This is a genomic window from Companilactobacillus musae, from assembly GCF_003967595.1.
Lineage (GTDB): Bacteria > Bacillota > Bacilli > Lactobacillales > Lactobacillaceae > Companilactobacillus > Companilactobacillus musae.
On sequence record NZ_BIFW01000001.1, the window covers coordinates 1 to 16,896 of the forward strand.

Here is a 16,896-nt window from a genome sequence, read left to right on the forward strand (position 1 = left end):
TAAACAGATTTTGACCGGAAATAGTGGCTTGAAAATCACTTAATATTTCTATATTACAAAGCTAGCACTACGCGTTAAATAGATTCATTTGATATTACCTGGTTTCTTTATTAAGTAATCAGACAGTATCATGGGGCTTAACCCCCAAGTCAAATAGTGTGGGAGATATTAAAATGAATGTTGCAGAGTTTTGCCAAAAGGTTGGAACTACTAGAGATACGTTGAGATTGTACGATCAAATGGGTTTGTTGAAGCCCAAGAGAAATCAGAATAATTATCGAAATTTTAGTATTGAAGATCAGAAGACTTTTGCGATTATCCGTAATTTACAAAAAGCTAGTTTGACTTTAGGGGAAATAAAAATGGTTTTGGAATTACGAGATAAACCTGTGACTGATGATTGTCATATTGATACTGCAAATTTTATTAGGACCAAAAGAATTGAATTTCAAAAGAAACGTGATTTTTATAAGCAGTTGCTAGGTGTGACTGATGAGATGAGTAATGCTTTGAATAATTCTCAAACTGATATGGAACAGTTTATTAATAATTTTGGCACAATTGAGTGAAATAAAAAGATCACCTATTTAAAGAGTGATCTGATAAATTGTTAACTGAAATTAAGTTTATTTATTAAACTAGGTTGAATAGTTCTTTTGTCTTAATTATCTTATTTGTATGTTTTAACTTTGAAAAATGATTTTCAGTAAAGAAATCGAATTGTCCTTGAAGTTATGATTCGATATTTTTATTAAAAATAAATATGGCTAAGAAACTCAATATAATAAAGGGTAATTCCCACTTATACAATTTTAAAAATGCGTTCGTTAATTGATTATGAATGTGTCTCTTTATATCTTTAAAAATATTTGTTAAATTGCGATTAATATTTGTAACTTTCTTTTGAGTATTCACTAAGACCTTTTGATATAATTGCCGTCTCATTTTTATAGGTAAAGTTACACCATCTTTGGATTTAGCAATAATAATACTATTTGTTTTAGCTTTTGCCATTTTGATTGTTTGATTGGGATTTATTTGTGGAAGTGAGATACTTTGTGAATTGATTTGATTTTTTTTATGAGTATTTTTGATTTTAGTGATCATTTTGATTTGTAGTTCTTTAGGTAGCTGTGAATTTTCTATTCTATTTGTTGAATAGGTGTAAATATTTTGTTTAGCTGAATCTATATTACCATCTAATAATGAAAGGAAGAGTGCAATACCAATGATTACACCAATGTTTCTGATAACGTTCAAAACGTTTTGAGCTGCTGTTAATTCTGTTCCTTCTAAGCGTCCAACTGCAATGGACATTGTTGGTCCGGCTATTGAACCAATACCTAGTCCCAATAATATATCAATTAAATAAAGTTGATTATAACTGTTTTCTAGATTTAATCGACTAGATAGATAGACAGAAGTACTTAAAATGATAATACCGAATCCAATCAATATTCTACTATTGATTTTTCCTACTAGCTTAGTAGCGATAGGTGTTGAAAATAGTAATGTAATTGACATAGGAGTGATTAATAGGGCTGCATGTAATTCAGAAATACCAATCACTTTAGTCAAGAAGGTTGGAATAATACCGATAAAACCTGCTAAGACGACAAAAGTAATTAATATTACTATGTTAGCCCCAATATAATTACGATTCTTGAATAATTTTAAAGGAATAATTGGATCACTACTACGATGTTCATGATAAAGAAAAATTAAAAATAGCAGCAGAGATGCTATAGAACAACTAATAGTCTTAAAGCTAAGCCAGTTCCAGTTCCTACCTTCTACTAGAGATAAAGTTAGTAAAAATAAAGCACTGGCAATTACGATTGTTCCACCAAAATCAATTTGGACTCTATTAATCATTTCATTTTTCATTGAGAGTAGTAGTAAATTCAATATTAGAACAATTATTATTAATGGGATATTGATAAGAAAAACCCAGTGCCAGCCAAAATATTGAGAAACAAATCCGCCAATTGTAGGTCCAAGAGCAGCGCCTAGAGCCTGTGTAGCGGCAAATATTGCAATTATTCTATTACGTTTACTTTTTTCAACTTGTTTAAATCCTAGAATCATTCCTGATGGCAACATTATTGCTGCACCAATACTTTGAATGGCACGACCGATTAATAAGATATTTAAGGATGTGGCCAAACCACTGGTTATTGAACCTACTGCAAAAACTATTAAAGCCATATTTAATAATTTTACATGTCCAACAATATCTCCTATCCGGCCAAAGGGAATTAAAAATGAAGCAAATAAAATCGTATAAATATTAATGGCCCAAGATAAGTCCGTTAGAGATGCGTGTAATCCTGTTTGTATCTCTGGAATAGCAATATTCATAATGTTCGTATCCAAAATAACCAAAAAACCTATAAATGATAATGTAAAAATACTTAATCTCTTTTTTAGCGTTGTCAATATTTCTACCTTCTAACTGTAACTTATGTATTTTTTTGATACACTTGTATCAACAAGGGTATTATTAAATATTTAGAGCTCTAAATATATTTAAACTCCTCGTTTTTAATACATTGGAAGTGAATGTAATGACTAGAGACATAAGTTGTAAAAATGTAACACGAATGCAATTGCAAACTAGATTGTGGATCAAAGATGCACTCATGCAATTGTTAAAGATGTATCCATTTGAGGAAGTAACTGTTAAGCAGATTGTTTTAACTGCTAAAATATCTCGCCCAACATTTTATCGAAATTATTCGTCTAAAAAAGAGGTTCTTGATGATACCATTACTGATATTATGTTGGATTATAAGAAAAATATCGTTCAGAGGCATGTTACTAATTTACATGATTTACTTTTTTATTGTTTTAAATATTTCGAGACGAACCATGATTATATCGCAATTATGGTAGGTGCCCATTTAACCGGTTATTTAGCAGATAAATTAACACGGCAATTTGTTGAAGGAATTAAAAATGACACTCAAAGTTGGAGACGATGGCAAACACCTTTGCAAAAACAGATTGGTGTTCACTTTGTTTTTTATGGTTTTTTAAATGTTATTCTTTATTGGATTGCTACTGGTTGTGAAGAGTCACCCGAAACAATGGCACAGCAGACGATTGGAATTATAAAGGGTTTAGTATAAAAGGAAGCTAAGAAATTCATGTACGAAATTTCTTAGCTTCCTTTTTTGAAAATATCATGATTTAGATTAATTTTCATGATAATCTTCTTGATAAATATAGCGATGTAATTTCAAATACTGTTTTTCCAATCTTCTTTCGTTACTGTTGTTTTTAGAATAGTAATAGCGTCGTCCCTTCAGACCTTTAGGCATGTAATTCTGTTGGGCAATTTGATAGGGAGCTTCAAAAGGTGAATCTATTAATCCACCACCGGTAATTTCTTCGGAGTGTTTGTAATGCATGTCGCGTAATCCTCTTGGCATCGGATGTTCGTTGGGGTGTTCGGTATCTTTATCCAGTTTTTCCCAAGTTTCATCAAATGATCCAGATTTAGGAGAGATACACATTAACATTGTGGCAAACATAAGCGGATATTTTGCCTTGGGCATACCGATTTTTTCAGCTTGATTGGCAGCAGTGACAATTTGAGTAACTTGTTGAGGATTAGCCAGACCGATATAAGTATATGGTATTTCACGTAATCTTCGTACGACTGATGGCAAGTCATTATTCTTTAATAATATTGCTAAATAATATAACGCTGCATCAGTATCAGAACCAGCCATTGAATCAGAATAGGCCGAAAGATAGTCATAATGTTTAGTGGCTTTTTTGTCATAGTTAAAGTTTTGCTGTTGGGCAAATCTTTTCACATCTTCAACAGTTAATTCAGTTTGATTCAGAGCATGAAGTGTTTCCAAAGTATTCAAAGCAATTCTTAAATCACCATCAGCTGAAATTGCAATTAGATTTAGGGCATTATCTTCAATCTTTTGTTCATCCAATTTATAAATTTCAGTTGTAGCTCTTTTTAACATGGTGACGATATCTTCATCACTAAGAGATTGAAATTCAAAAATTTGTGATCGAGATCTAATTGCTGGAACAATCGACATGATCGGATTTTCTGTGGTAGAGCCAATCAACATAACGTGCCCATTTTCCAAATAAGGTAATAAGAAGTCTTGCAAGGTTTTAGTCATACGATGAATTTCATCTATTAGTAGTACGAATGAATCGTCAGGATATTTGTCGATTAATTTGGTTAATTTGGCTTTGTTATCAGTTGAAGCGTTGAATGACTCGAACGGGTAATTATTTTCTTTAGCTATGATTTGAGCCAGACTAGTTTTTCCAGTCCCAGGAGGTCCCCACAGCAGTAAAGGAATATTTACATGTTGATCAATTATTTGTCTTAATGGCTGTCCTGGTTTTAATAATTCTTGTTGACCGACCATTTGAGATAACGTTTGTGGACGCATTTGGTCGGCTAAAGGTGTTTTGAATGCCAATTTTTTAGTCCTTTCATAATGATATTTTATTATTTGAAATTTTATTATCAATGGTTCCATTATTGCAAGAAAAAAGCTACCACATATTTGTGATAGCTATCAGCCCCAATAGTAATATTTTTTTTGACTAAGTTTGACTAAGCATTTGGTCAAACTTAATAAAATTATGAATTCTTAAAACATTGATTTATCAGGACTTAGAGCCTGTATAAAATATTTTGGGTACAAAAAAATCACCCGTATGGGAATCGAACCCATAACTCCACCTTGAGAGGGTGGCGTCTTAAACCATTTGACCAACGGGCAATTAAACAACACCCATAATTTTACCTGTAAACAAGTGATTCTGTCAATATGAATTGTTGTTTTTATTTTAATTATTTTCGATTATTATTTGCATCTTTAGTTTTAATTATTAAAACGTAAATCAACATACCAATTAAAACAATCGTATAAATGGCACTGGCGAATCCAGCATATTCCATAATGATCCAACCAGTTACACGGGCACTAGCGATTAGAAGCATTGAAAGAACGCCAAACATAACGATTCTTCGTAATAAATCTTGATAGACTTCATTGAATTTTTTTTGATTGTTTTTCATAGTAAGATAACTCCTGAAGCTATTGCTCCAGCTAATATTGCCAAAAAGTTATTTAAAAAGTGAACGGTAATATCGGCTTTGATATTTTTAGTTCTATAATACACGCCAGCTAAAACTACTCCTAATAGTACTTTTGAAAGGGCGTAGATCCAGTCGGTACCTGCACCGAAGGGTGCATGAACATATCCAAAAATAACTCCACTGACTATGATTGACAATATTGGGTTATTAACAAAAAACCAGTTCATGAAAATTCCTCTGAAAAGTATTTCTTCAAGGATTGGTGCTACGAAGATGGTAAAGAATATTAATATTATCATGCTGTTGTTAGCAACTAGTTTCAAGGCATCAACGTTAGCGTTAGAATTTCGCATGAAAGGTACCGTAGCAAAGTTGATCAGTAAAGTTAATAAAGTTGCAACGATAATGATACTCCATGTTCCCTTAGTAAATTTTTGTGTAGGGAAGTTTTGAGCTTTTTTGAAGGTCCAAATTATTACTGTTGCCGATATGATCAACAATATAATAGTAATAATCGGAGCAATTTTTAAATAAGATTCATATTTGGTCCCAAGTTCTTTTTTTGTTAAAGTTAAAATACTTAATGGTAGTTGTTCCATTAAAAATAAAACTAAAAAGGCTATAATATGAAGTATAACTTTTATAGGATGATAAGTATCTTTTGTATTATTCATTAAAATACCGCCTTTTTTATGATAATTATTAGAATTTTTTAGTGATTAGTGCTTTAATACTATAATGCTATAAGTGAGTTTTAAAGGGAGTGAATAAATGTTCAAGATTGCTCGAGGTAGGATCAATAGTTGGCAAGTACTTGGTGCGGTCATTTTTATGATTTTTCAAGTTATTGCAACGTTATACATTCCTAATCTAACGTCAGACATTGTTAACAAAGGTGTTATCACTGGTGATACTAACTATATCATTCATGCTGGTATCGAGATGGTCGTAGTTTCGTTTATAACGGCAATTGCGGCTTTTGGAAATGTTTTGATGGCGTCACAAGCGTCGCAGGGATTAGGTCGAAAATTAAGATCCGATTTGTTCAAGAAAATATTATACTTTACACACGATGAATTCGACAAGTTCGAGACTTCATCATTAACAACCAGAACAACTAATGATGTTATTCAAATACAAAACGTTATGATCATGATGCTTAGAATGATGATCATGGCGCCAATTATGTTAATTGGTGCTAGTTTTATGGCTTATCAGAAGAATGCTGAAATGACTAAAATCTTCTTGGTTTCAATTCCTATTTTAATTGTAATCGTTGGTTTAGTGATGTTCTTTGCGGTACCGCTTTTCAAAGCTATGCAGAAGAAAACTGATCGTTTGAATTTGGTCTTTCGTGAAGGTTTGACTGGTGTTCGTGTTATCCGTGCTTTTAGACAAGATACTTTTGAGCAGGATCGTTTTAAAGATGCTAATGCAGACTATACAAATAACGCGGTCAAAGTATTTAGTATCGTAGCGATTATGTTTCCAGTTGTTACCTTAGTTATGAGTGGTACTAATGTTGGTATCACTTGGCTTGGAGCTCATTATATTGCTAATCAATCAATGCAAATTGGTAATATGATTGCTTTCATGACTTATGCTATGCAAATTTTGATGAGTTTTATGATTTTATCAATGGTTTTCGTTTTTGTTCCTCGTGCTTCAGCTTCAGCTGCACGTATTCAGGAAGTCTTTGAAACAGAAAGTAAGATTGATGTAGTTGCTAAACCAGCTAAGGTCAAGGACGAACCATCATTAAGTTTCAATGATGTTAATTTTAGATATCATGGTGCCGAAAGATTGGCCTTAGCTAATTTGAATTTCAAGGTTACCAAAGGACAAGCATTAGCTATTATTGGTGGAACTGGTTCTGGTAAAAGTACTTTGATTAACTTGATTCCACGTTTCTATGATGCTGAAACAGGTGTTGTTAGTTTAAATGGGACTGATGTTAAAGCATTGAGTACTGAAGATATTAACAGTCGGGTTTCGATGGTCCCTCAAAAGGCTATTTTATTCAAAGGTACAATTCGAGATAATATGGCTTATGGTAAAGAAGGAGCAACCGACGATGAGATTTGGCATGCTTTGGAAATTGCTCAAGCTGCTGATTTTGTTAAGGAACTTGATGGTCAATTAGACGGTGAAGTTGAACAAGGCGGGGATAATTTCTCTGGTGGACAAAAACAACGTCTAGCTATTGCTCGTGCCTTAGTCAAAGATGCTTCAATTTATGTCTTCGATGATTCTTTCTCAGCACTTGATTTCAAGACTGATTTGAATTTGAGAACGGCTTTAAAGAATGATGAAAAAATCAGTCAGGCAGTTGTAGTTATTGTTGGTCAACGTATCTCAACTGTAGCTGATGCTGATCAAATCGTCGTACTTGATAATGGTAAGATGGTTGGTTTGGGAACTCATCAAGAATTAAAAGAAAATAATAAGACTTACCAAGAAATAATTGAGTCTCAATTAAAGGAGGGTAAGTAATGGCTGAGAAAAAGACTGAATCTCCTTCAATGGGTCATGGACATGGTCCAGGTCGTGGACCAGCAATTGTCGTTAAACCAAAGAATTTTTGGAAGACTAGTGGTCGTTTGGCTAAATATATGTCGACTTATGTGGTCGGAATTGTAGTTGTATTGGCTTTAGCGATTGCTTCAGCAGTTTTCCAAATTAAAACTCCTAAGATTTTGGGTCAGGCTACAACTGAAATTTATAAAGGCTTGATGACTGGTGTTGCTCAGCAAAAAGCTGGTATTAAAATTAATGGATTGCCTATCAATTTCGATAAAATTGAACATATTATTTTCATCGTTATTATGATGTATTTGGCTTCTGCTGCCTTTAATTTTATTCAACAATTTGTAATGACACGTATTTCACAACGAACAGTTTATAAGTTAAGACGTGATCTTAAAGGTAAGATGGAAAGATTACCAATTAGCTATTATGATTCACATTCTAATGGTGATATTATGTCACGTGCTATCAATGATATGGATAATATTGCTGGAACATTGCAACAAAGTTTGACTCAATTAGTTACTAGTTCGGTTACCTTTGTTGGTATTATTTGGATGATGTTTACAATTAGCTGGAAGTTGACTTTGATTGCGTTAGCAACTGTGCCTTTAAGTTTGATTGTTGTTGGTCTTATTGCACCGCAATCACAGAAATTCTTTAAACGTCAACAAGCTTCTTTAGGACTTTTGAATAATCAAGTCGAAGAAAATTATTCAGGACACGTAGTTGTAAAGAGTTTTAATCATGAACAAGAATCAATTGATGAATTTGAAAAAGAAAATGCTAAGCTATACAAAGCTTCTTGGAAAGCTCAATTGATCTCTGGTATTGTTATGCCGATGATGAACTTTTTAAATAACTTGGGTTATGTTTTTGTAGCCATGTATGGTGGTATTCAAGTTGCTAATGGTGGAATTGCTTTAGGTGATATTCAAGCTTTCTTGCAATATATGAATCAATTTTCACAACCAATTGCTCAATTAGCCAATTTAACTAATACTATTCAAGCTACAGTTGCATCTGCTGAACGTGTTTTTGAAATTTTAGATGAACCTGAAATGGAAAATACTAAAGTAGATGTACCTGACGTTCAAACTGACGACAAAGTAACGTTGGATCATGTTAAGTTTGGTTACGAAGGTAATCCAATCTTATTGGAAGACTATAATCTGAATGTCAAACCAGGAGAGATGGTTGCTATTGTTGGACCAACTGGTGCTGGTAAAACAACTATCATTAATTTACTTGAACGTTTCTATGATGTTAGTGGCGGTTCAATTAAACTTGATGGCAAGGATATTCGTAATATGAGTAGAGAACAGGTTAGAAGTCACTATGCAATGGTTTTGCAGGATACTTGGCTCTTTACCGGTTCAATTTATGATAATTTGAAGTACAGTCGTGAAGATGCTACTCGAGATGAAATTATAGAAGCAGCTAAGGCGGCTCATGTGGATAATTTCGTTCGTCAATTGCCAGATGGTTATGACACAGTCTTGAATGAAGAAGCATCTAATATTTCTCAAGGTCAAAGACAATTGATTACAATTGCTAGAGCTTTCGTAGCTAACCCTGAGATCTTGATTCTTGATGAAGCTACATCTTCAGTCGATACTAGAACTGAACTACATATTCAACATGCGATGGAACGTCTTTTGAAGAATAGAACTAGTTTCGTGGTTGCCCACAGATTGTCAACTATTCAAGGAGCAGATAAGATCATCGTTATGAATCATGGATCAATTGTCGAAACAGGTAACCATGAGGAACTCATGGCCAAGAATGGTTTCTATGCTGATCTTTATAATTCACAATTTGCTGGGAATGTCGCTTTGTAAAATATTAAGATATATAATTAAAGAGCGGGACAAAGTATCGCTCAATTTCTGAATAATAATCCCCGTGTGATGACCATTGAATGTGGTTGTCACATGGGGATTTGTTTTTATACGCCAGGAATTACGTTCTGTTTTTCATTTATTTTAACTTTATGAAGGGTAGATTTATGGCAAATTTTGAAGAAACTAAAGCACAAATCATAGATTTAGTTAATAGAAGAATCGTTCCTGGAGCTAGTTTTGGCTTCATAAATGGATTACAGAGCCAAGAGTGTACTTATGGGAATAAGTCATGGGTTCCGAAAATTTTACCGCTCAGAGGCGATGAATTGCACGATTTAGCATCATTAACAAAAGTAATGGGAACCGTACCCCTGATTTTAAAGATGCTTGATGAGAAACTAATCAATTTGCATGATCCAATAAAAAAATATCTACCCGAATTTTCTGATGATCGAGTAGAATTGTTTCACTTGATAACTCATACTTCAGGAATTCATGGCTATATTCCTAATCGTGACAGTTTAGATAGTGATCAATTGATTCAAGCGTTGTTAAAATTACCTGTAACCGATTCTTTTAATAAGAAGGTCGTTTATACGGATACAGGCTTGATTTTTTTAGGTTTAGTAATTGAAAAATACTATAAAATGCCAGTGCAAGACGCAATTATGAAATATATTATTGAACCGGAGGGTTTAAAAGATGCTACTTTTGAACCAGATCCTAAGCGTTGTGTGCCAACGTATGAAGTCAATGGAGAGATGTTGCAAGGAATTGCCAATGATCCTAAGGCTCGTCAATTGGGAAAACACTGTGGTTCTGCAGGAATGTTTGCAACACTTGATGATGTAATGCAATTTGCAAAAGATATGTTGAAATCGGATAAAAAATTCCTATATCATAACTTTACAGAATTAGACCCAGGTCGTTCACTAGGCTGGGATGTGAAACCTGATGGTTCAGGACATGTTTTATTTCACACCGGTTATACGGGTGAGTTTATTGCTTTAGATTATCAACATCAAACTGCTATGGTTGTGATGACTAACCGTGTTCATCCAATTCAAAATAACCAATTATTCTTGGAACGTCGAGAAACAATTTTGAATTCTTTTTTAAATGAGAGCAAATAAAAAGACAGCCGTTAGGCTGTCTTTATTTTTGTTTTATATAACCTTTATCACTAAGTGCCTTACGTAATCCCAACATAGCGGTATAAGTAGCTAAAACATAAATACGATCAGTTGGAATCTTAGGAATTTGTTTAACAAAATCTTCAATTTCAACTGTTTCGATATTCTTTTTCATATCTAATCCAGCAATCTTGAAACGATAAGTAACGTCTTTGACACGTTTTCCACCAGTGATAACTAATGGTAATTTATCATAGTCGAAGTCTTCAAAATTAGCGTCCCAGATCCAACTTGTATCAATTCCGTCAGCATAGTTAGCATTCAGTAGAAAAGCCAACGAATATGGCTTTTTATCGCTAAGAACAGTTTCGATAACTTGATTTAAACCAACTGGATTTTTAACCAAGATGATATTAACATCTTTGCCATCAACATTGATTGTTTCTTGACGACCAAAGACTTTTTCGTCATAAGCGAAGGCTTTTTGCATTTGAGCAACACTGATACCCATTTCCGAAGCAATTGCATAAGCGGCAAGGGCATTATAGACATTATACTTACCACCGATATTCATCGTAAATTTATTGCCATCAATTTCAAATTCAGTTTTGTTAGGTAAAAGAGTTGAAATATTTGTTACTTGGTACTTTAATTCGTGGCGTTTAAATCCACAATTAGGGCAGAAATAACTACCCAAGTTAGCGTATGAAATCATGTGGTAATGAATGATGTGGTTACAGTTAGGACAAAGCACGCCATCTGTATTAGTAGGTGCCTTAAAGTCTTCTTTTTCATGACCCTTATCTGAGAATCCATAATAGACAACTTTATTTGGTAATTTCTTAGATGAAAAGATAGCAGCGTCACCATTGGCAATAATTGTAGCGTCAGGAGCTAGTTTAATTCCATCAAGGATCTTTTGATAGGTGGTATAAATTTCGCCATAGCGATCCATTTGATCACGGAAAATATTTGTTAGCACAAAATACTTTGGCTTGATATATTTACAGATGATAGGAACGTTAGCTTCATCAACTTCTAAAACAGCTAATGGTTTCTTGCTTTTCTTATGGTGTGTCACAAAACTAGTGACGATACCTTGGATCATATTTGATCCGGTTGGATTAGTTAAAACGTCGTCATACTTTTGAATCAACATTTTATTGATCAAAGATGTTGTCAAAGTTTTACCGTTTGTACCGGTAACGACGATTAAATCGTAATCTTTACCCAGACTTTTTAAAATATCTGGATCAATTTTGTAAGCAATTTTGCCGGGATATGAAGAACCGCCATTGAAGAACTTGCTTAAAATAAAGTACGATGTTTTTCCTGTTAATGTTGCAATACCTGATTTGAATGTCATTAATAAAAACCCCAAATTGAATTAATTAAAATAATATTATCACACCTAACCTACATTTTAGTTGATTTTGTTTGAAATTGGGAAATGTTTGATATGTTCAAGAGCCAATTTTTTCGTTATAATCTTGAAGGACATATTTTTGGAGGCGTAAATTTGGCTCAATTATTTTTTAAATATGGTGCTATGAATAGTGGAAAATCTATCGAGATTTTAAAGGTAGCCCATAACTATGAAGAACAAGGTAAGTCAGTTATTTTGATGACTAGTATTTTAGACACTCGTTCCGGTGCTGGAAAAATAAAGAGTCGTATGGGATTAACTAGAGAGGCAATTGCCTTGGAAGATGACTCGAACGTTTTTGACATTGTAAAAGCAGAAAACCCTAATGCGGCTTGTGTTTTGATTGATGAATGTGAGTTTATGACTAAAGATCAGGTCTTAGAGGCTACTAAGGTCGTCGATGATTTAGGAATTCCAGTCATGGCCTTTGGCCTGAAAAATGATTTTAAAAATGAATTGTTTGAAGGTACTAAGTATCTCTTGTTGTACGCTGACAAGTTGGAAGAAATGAAGACAATTTGCTGGTTCTGTACAAAAAAAGCTACAATGAATATGCGTATGGCAAATGGTAAACCAGTTTATGACGGCGAACAGATTTCAATTGGTGGTAATTCAATGTACTATCCAGTCTGCCGTCGACACTATAACCATCCTCCAATGCTTAATGAAGACTAAGCTCTTGCTCAAATTAGGTATAGTATAAAATTGCCGTCCTCCACAACAATAAAATTGGGCTGGAACGTAGTGGGCACGACTTGGAGCCTCTTGGCGATGCCAACAGTCTTCAAGCTCGGCCTTCTACTAAATCCCCAAGGTACACGAATTAAGTAGAATTTCACTACTGAGCCCATTTTCTTGTTGTTCCGGACTGGTGTATTGTTTTGAAATTTAGTCATTTTTAAATCTGAATATTCAGAAACTTTATTTGTATATTTGAAATTTTGATTACAATTTTAGAAACCAAACACTAGTCGGTAGTGAAATCTCTGTGGATGCTCAGTGGTGAAATTGTTCTTAGTGGTGAAACCACTTAGAACAAGGCCAGTATTTAAGACAATTGTGAACTTCAATTGGCTCAAATCTGTGCCCACCACGTTCCAGCGTCCACAGAGATTTTACGGACGACGGTATCATTCAAACTACTTAGTTAATATTATGTAACCAAACTTGAGTAAAAACCGAAGATTAATAAATAAAAGAAAGGATAGTTAAAGTTGGATAAAATATTTGAACAACTAGAAACATTGCTTGAAAGATATCAGGAACTCCAAGAATTAATGAGTGATCCTGAAGTTATCAACGATACAAAACGTTACATGGCCTATTCTAAAGAAGAAGCTGACATGCGTGATGTTGTTGCTGCTTTTAAGCGTTATAAGGAATTGAAACAAAGCATCAGTGATAGTGACGAGATTCTTCGTGAAACTGATGATGCTGAAATGCAAGCTATGGCTAAAGATGAGATGGAGAGTTCTAAAAAGGAACTTGATGAAGTCGAACACAATATTACTTTATTGATGTTGCCTAAGGACCCTAATGATGATAAGAATATTATCATGGAAATTCGTGGAGCTGCTGGTGGTGATGAAGCCAGTTTGTTTGCAGCTGATCTTTTGAGTATGTATAGCAAGTATGCTGAAAAGCAAGGTTGGACTTTTGATATCATTGATGAAACTGATACAGAAGTTGGTGGCTATAAAGATGTTGCCGTCATGATTACAGGTACCAGTGTTTACTCTAAATTAAAATACGAAAATGGAGCACATCGTGTTCAACGTATTCCATCTACAGAATCACAAGGTCGTGTTCATACTTCAACTGCTACAGTTGCAGTTATGCCTGAATATGATGAAGTTGATATTGATCTTGATCCTAAAGATATTCGTACTGATGTTTACCGTTCATCTGGTGCTGGTGGTCAACATATCAATAAGACCTCATCAGCTGTTCGTATGACCCATTTACCAACTGGTATCGTTGTTGCTATGCAAGATCAACGTTCACAACAGCAAAACCGTCAAAAAGCTATGCAAATTTTGAAATCACGTGTTTATGATTATTATGAATCACAAAACCAAAGCGAATACGATGAACAACGTAAATCAGCTGTTGGTACAGGTGATCGTTCTGAACGTATCAGAACTTATAATTATCCTCAAAACCGTGTAACTGATCACCGTATTGGTTTGTCTTTAAACAAACTAGATCGAATTATGAATGGTGATCTGGAAGAAATCATTGATGCATTGATTGTCGATGATCAAACCAAGAAGTTGGAGCAAATTCAAAGTGGAGAAGCTAAACTATTCTAATGCCCTGAAAGGGGCTTTTTCTATGTTAAAGGAACAAAACAAATTTCCTGAAGATGCTGAGTATTTAATGGAAGAATTAAGCGGATACAATTATACGCAACTACAACTTCATCGAAATGATTATGTTCCAAATGATATTATGCGAAAGTTTCGTGATGGTTTAACTAGACTTGGAATGGATGAACCAGTTCAATATATTTTGGGTTATGCCTATTTTATGAATCGAAACTTTTCAGTTAATGAGAATGTACTTATTCCTAGACAAGATACTGAAGAAATGGTTCAAAAAATCATTGATGAGCATGGATCTGAAACTAAAAGTATTTGTGATATTGGAACGGGGTCAGGAATTATTGCTTTAACTCTTGGTTTGGAGTTTCCTGAAGATGAGATTTTGGCAACGGATATTTCAGATGAAGCGTTAAAAGTTGCTGAACTTAATGCTAATAATTACCAAACTAATAACATTTTTTTTAAGCAGAGCGATCTTTTTAAAAGTATCGAACCGCAGCAATTTGACATTATTGTTTCCAATCCTCCTTATATTGCTGAAGATGAAAAAAAGGATATGGATCAAAGCGTTATTAAATATGAGCCGGATTTAGCTTTATATGGTCATGATAATGGGTTAGAATTCTATGAGAACATCACGAAGGAAGTAAATAATTACCTTTCTGACGATGGTATTTTGTATATGGAGTTCGGTTTTCGACAAAAAAATGCAATAAAACAGATTTTTTGTGATAATTTACCTGATTATGTTGTAGAATTTCATAAAGATATAAGTGGGAATTACCGATATCTAAAAGCTAAAAAGGAGATGTAGTATTGGAAACTGAGATACTCAAGAGTACACAGATTCAAGAAGCTGCAGATTTCTTGGCCAAAGGACAGTTAGTTGCTTTTCCAACAGAAACTGTTTATGGCTTAGGAGCTGACGCAACTAGACCTGATGTAGTCAAAGATGTTTATGCTGCTAAGGGACGTCCAAGTGACAATCCTTTGATCGTGCATGTTTCTGGCCCTGAAATGGTCTGGAAATATGCCGATAACAGCTATAAACCATTGGCAGAGAAGCTGATGAATGCATTTTGGCCAGGTCCATTGACGATTATTATGCCAATCCAACCTGGGAAACTTTCCAAGGCGGTCACAGGGGGACTTACGACTGCTGCCTTTAGAATGCCCAATAATAAGGCTACTTTGAATCTAATCAAGACTTTTGGCAAACCTATTGTTGGTCCATCGGCTAATACTAGTGGTAAACCAAGCCCAACCTTAGCTAAGCATGTCTATCATGATTTGCATGGTAAGATTGCAGCTATTTTGGATGATGGTCCAACTAAAATTGGTGTTGAATCTACGGTAATTGACTTATCAGTAGATATACCGACAATTTTGAGACCAGGAATGATTGATTCAGATGACTTGTTGAAAGTTATTGATAATGTTAATTCTGATCATCATAAGGTTTCGGCCGGTGAAGTTCCAAAGGCACCAGGTATGAAGTACAAGCATTATGCACCAAGCGCACAAGTCATCATTGTTGATGATGTAAAAGATTTTCCACAAGCAATTGCTGAGTATGTAGCTAAAGATGTTACTTTAGGAATTATGGCAACTGATGAGATCTTAAAAGAGGTCCCAGCTGGAGTTGCTACTTATTCTCTTGGCCAGGATGTAATTACTGCATCTAGAGATTTATTTGCAGGTCTACGTCAATTAGATGGTGATCATGTTGAATATATCTTGGCACAAGGTTTTCCTGACGAAGGTCATGGAGCAGCATATAGCAACCGCTTGAACAAATCAGCAGGCAACACACATTATAAAAACTAAGGAGACTTAACATGTCTAAATTTACAGTATTGAACCACCCATTGATCCAACACAAACTTACTATTATTAGAAACAAGCACACAGGTACTAAAGTATTCCGTGAAGTTGCCAATGAAATTGGTGAATTGATGGTTTATGAAATTACTCGTGACTTGCCATTGAAGAATGTTGAAGTTGAAACACCAATGGGTAAATCAACACAAAAGGTTTTAGCTGGTAAGAAATTGGCTGTTATTCCTATCTTGCGTGCTGGTCTTGGAATGGTTGATGGTGTTCTTGAATTGATTCCAGCTGCTAAAGTTGGTCATATTGGTATGTATCGTGACGAAAAAACTTTGAAGCCACATGAATATTTTGTAAAGCTTCCTAGTGACATCGATCAACGTGAATTATTTATCGTTGATCCAATGCTTGCTACTGGTGGTTCAGCTAATATGGCTATCGAAGCTCTTAAAAAACGTGGTGCAAAACACATGCGTTTAGTTGTATTAGTAGCTGCACCAGAAGGTGTTAAAGCTGTTCAAGAAGCACATCCAGATGTTGATATCTATGCAGCTTCATTGGACGAAAAAATTACAGACAGCGGATATATCTTCCCAGGATTAGGTGATGCTGGAGACAGATTATTTGGGACAAAATAACGATTTCGTTGTTTGAATATATAAAATTTAGTGTTATTATTTTGTGGTATCAATTGTTTTCAATAAGCGAAGAAAGGAGGGTTATT

Annotated in this window: 15 protein-coding genes and 1 tRNA gene; 10 read left to right on the plus strand and 6 right to left on the minus strand. The window is 34.3% G+C overall.

The window, feature by feature from the left end:
• Positions 1–173 precede the first annotated feature (173 nt).
• Positions 174–569, plus strand: a complete 396-nt coding sequence (locus LAB100_RS00005) for a MerR family transcriptional regulator (RefSeq protein ID WP_162894240.1) — start codon at positions 174–176, stop codon at positions 567–569.
• 163 nt (positions 570–732) lie between these two features.
• Here the strand turns inward: LAB100_RS00005 and LAB100_RS00010 are convergent, their stop codons facing one another.
• Entirely contained in the window at positions 733–2,439 is a 1,707-nt protein-coding gene (locus LAB100_RS00010; protein ID WP_162894239.1) for an MFS transporter, read from the minus strand.
• A gap of 128 nt (positions 2,440–2,567) precedes the next feature.
• Here LAB100_RS00010 and LAB100_RS00015 point away from each other — a divergent pair, with 128 nt between their 5' ends.
• Entirely contained in the window at positions 2,568–3,131 is a 564-nt protein-coding gene (locus tag LAB100_RS00015) for a TetR/AcrR family transcriptional regulator (RefSeq protein WP_119326982.1), read from the plus strand.
• A 66-nt stretch (positions 3,132–3,197) separates the two neighbouring features.
• Here the strand turns inward: LAB100_RS00015 and LAB100_RS00020 are convergent, their stop codons facing one another.
• From LAB100_RS00020 to LAB100_RS00035, 4 genes are all read right to left on the minus strand, one after another.
• Positions 3,198–4,463: a replication-associated recombination protein A gene (locus tag LAB100_RS00020; RefSeq protein WP_119326981.1), complete on the minus strand. Its 1,266-nt coding sequence runs from the start codon at positions 4,461–4,463 to the stop codon at positions 3,198–3,200.
• A 233-nt stretch (positions 4,464–4,696) separates the two neighbouring features.
• Positions 4,697–4,769 (minus strand) — tRNA-Glu (locus tag LAB100_RS00025).
• Positions 4,770–4,840: 71 nt separating this feature from the next.
• Entirely contained in the window at positions 4,841–5,068 is a 228-nt protein-coding gene (locus LAB100_RS00030; protein WP_119326980.1) for a hypothetical protein, read from the minus strand.
• Complete coding sequence (locus LAB100_RS00035; protein WP_119326979.1) at positions 5,065–5,763, minus strand: CPBP family intramembrane glutamic endopeptidase; 699 nt, start codon at positions 5,761–5,763, stop codon at positions 5,065–5,067. Before LAB100_RS00035 ends, LAB100_RS00030 begins: the two co-directional genes overlap by 4 nt.
• Before the next feature lie 97 nt (positions 5,764–5,860).
• Here LAB100_RS00035 and LAB100_RS00040 point away from each other — a divergent pair, with 97 nt between their 5' ends.
• The 3 genes from LAB100_RS00040 (at position 5,861) to LAB100_RS00050 (ending at position 10,592) form a co-directional block, all read left to right on the plus strand.
• Positions 5,861–7,582 (plus strand): ABC transporter ATP-binding protein, encoded by a 1,722-nt coding sequence (locus LAB100_RS00040; protein ID WP_119326978.1) that lies wholly within the window; start codon positions 5,861–5,863, stop codon positions 7,580–7,582.
• Positions 7,582–9,456, plus strand: coding sequence for an ABC transporter ATP-binding protein (locus LAB100_RS00045; protein WP_119326977.1), 1,875 nt, complete (start codon positions 7,582–7,584; stop codon positions 9,454–9,456). The genes LAB100_RS00040 and LAB100_RS00045 overlap by 1 nt, the downstream gene beginning before the upstream one ends.
• 167 nt (positions 9,457–9,623) lie before the next feature.
• Positions 9,624–10,592, plus strand: a complete 969-nt coding sequence (locus LAB100_RS00050) for a serine hydrolase domain-containing protein (protein WP_119326976.1) — start codon at positions 9,624–9,626, stop codon at positions 10,590–10,592.
• 22 nt (positions 10,593–10,614) lie between these two features.
• Here the strand turns inward: LAB100_RS00050 and LAB100_RS00055 are convergent, their stop codons facing one another.
• Positions 10,615–11,958 carry a Mur ligase family protein gene (locus tag LAB100_RS00055; protein ID WP_119326975.1) on the minus strand — a complete coding sequence of 448 codons (1,344 nt, stop codon included), beginning with the start codon at positions 11,956–11,958 and terminating at the stop codon, positions 10,615–10,617.
• 153 nt (positions 11,959–12,111) lie between these two features.
• On the opposite strand from LAB100_RS00055, the gene LAB100_RS00060 reads away from it, so the two are divergent.
• The 5 genes from LAB100_RS00060 (at position 12,112) to upp (ending at position 16,810) form a co-directional block, all read left to right on the plus strand.
• Positions 12,112–12,693 (plus strand): thymidine kinase, encoded by a 582-nt coding sequence (locus LAB100_RS00060; protein ID WP_119326994.1) that lies wholly within the window; start codon positions 12,112–12,114, stop codon positions 12,691–12,693.
• A 539-nt stretch (positions 12,694–13,232) separates the two neighbouring features.
• Entirely contained in the window at positions 13,233–14,330 is a 1,098-nt protein-coding gene (gene prfA, locus LAB100_RS00065; protein WP_119326974.1) for a peptide chain release factor 1, read from the plus strand.
• Positions 14,275–15,156, plus strand: a complete 882-nt coding sequence (prmC, locus tag LAB100_RS00070; RefSeq protein ID WP_119326973.1) for a peptide chain release factor N(5)-glutamine methyltransferase — start codon at positions 14,275–14,277, stop codon at positions 15,154–15,156. Before prfA ends, prmC begins: the two co-directional genes overlap by 56 nt.
• 2 nt (positions 15,157–15,158) lie before the next feature.
• A complete protein-coding gene (locus tag LAB100_RS00075; RefSeq protein ID WP_119326972.1) occupies positions 15,159–16,169 on the plus strand; it encodes an L-threonylcarbamoyladenylate synthase in 1,011 nt (336 codons plus the stop codon).
• Positions 16,170–16,180: 11 nt separating this feature from the next.
• Positions 16,181–16,810, plus strand: a complete 630-nt coding sequence (gene upp, locus LAB100_RS00080; protein ID WP_119326971.1) for a uracil phosphoribosyltransferase — start codon at positions 16,181–16,183, stop codon at positions 16,808–16,810.
• Positions 16,811–16,896: the final 86 nt, after the last annotated feature.